This is a genomic window from Streptomyces viridosporus, from assembly GCF_002078235.1.
In the GTDB taxonomy this organism is placed as follows: domain Bacteria; phylum Actinomycetota; class Actinomycetes; order Streptomycetales; family Streptomycetaceae; genus Streptomyces; species Streptomyces viridosporus.
In genome coordinates this window covers 1-681 of the sequence record NZ_MSGP01000806.1, presented here as the reverse complement: position 1 = coordinate 681, position 681 = coordinate 1, and the positions used below count along the sequence as shown (strand labels likewise).

The 681-nt window shown below is 79.1% G+C and carries 1 pseudogene; it reads right to left on the bottom strand.

The window, feature by feature from the left end:
* Nucleotides 1–681 (bottom strand): annotated as a pseudogene (locus tag B7L92_RS37735) (response regulator); the annotation flags it as partial.

Below are 681 nucleotides of genomic sequence, written 5' to 3'. Positions count from 1 at the left end.
AGGCCGCGTCCCGCGAGGCCTGCCCGAGCCCGGCCGTGACCAGCACCGGCACCTCGGCGGCCACCGCCGCCTGCCGCAGCGACTGCAGGGCCGTGCGGGTGATCGGACCGGTCAGCGGGTCCACGAACAGCGCGGCGGGGAACGCCGCGATCTGCGCGTCGACCTCCTCGCGCGAGTGCACGATCACCGGCCGGTAGCCGCGGTCGCTCAGCGCCTGCTGCGTGGAGACGTCCGGCGCGGGCCACACGAGCAGTCGGCGCGGGTTGTCCAGCGGTTCCGGCGGCAGCTCGTCGTCCATCGGCTGCGGACGCGGCGTGTCCGCCACCTCGACGGCACCGCCCGGACCGTCCAGCGGCTCGGGCCCCTCGGCGGCGTCCGCGTCCGGCGCGCCTATGGCGTAGGAACGCCCGGTGCCCTCGGTGGCCGGCGCGAGCCGGGACTGCCCGCCGAGCGAGTGCTGGGGCTGGGCCGGCGCGGGAGCCGGCGACGGCGTCCGGGCGGGAGCGGGCTCGGCCGACGGGTGCGGACGCGCGCTCTGCTCGGCGCCCGCGACCGGGTCGGGACGCGTGCCGAGCTTGCGGCGGCGGCCCGAACCGCCCGGCTGCTGCGGGGGCGGCGTGGCCGACGGCAGCGGCTGCTGGACCTGAGCGGCCTGCCGGGTGAACGGCACGCCCTGCCCCA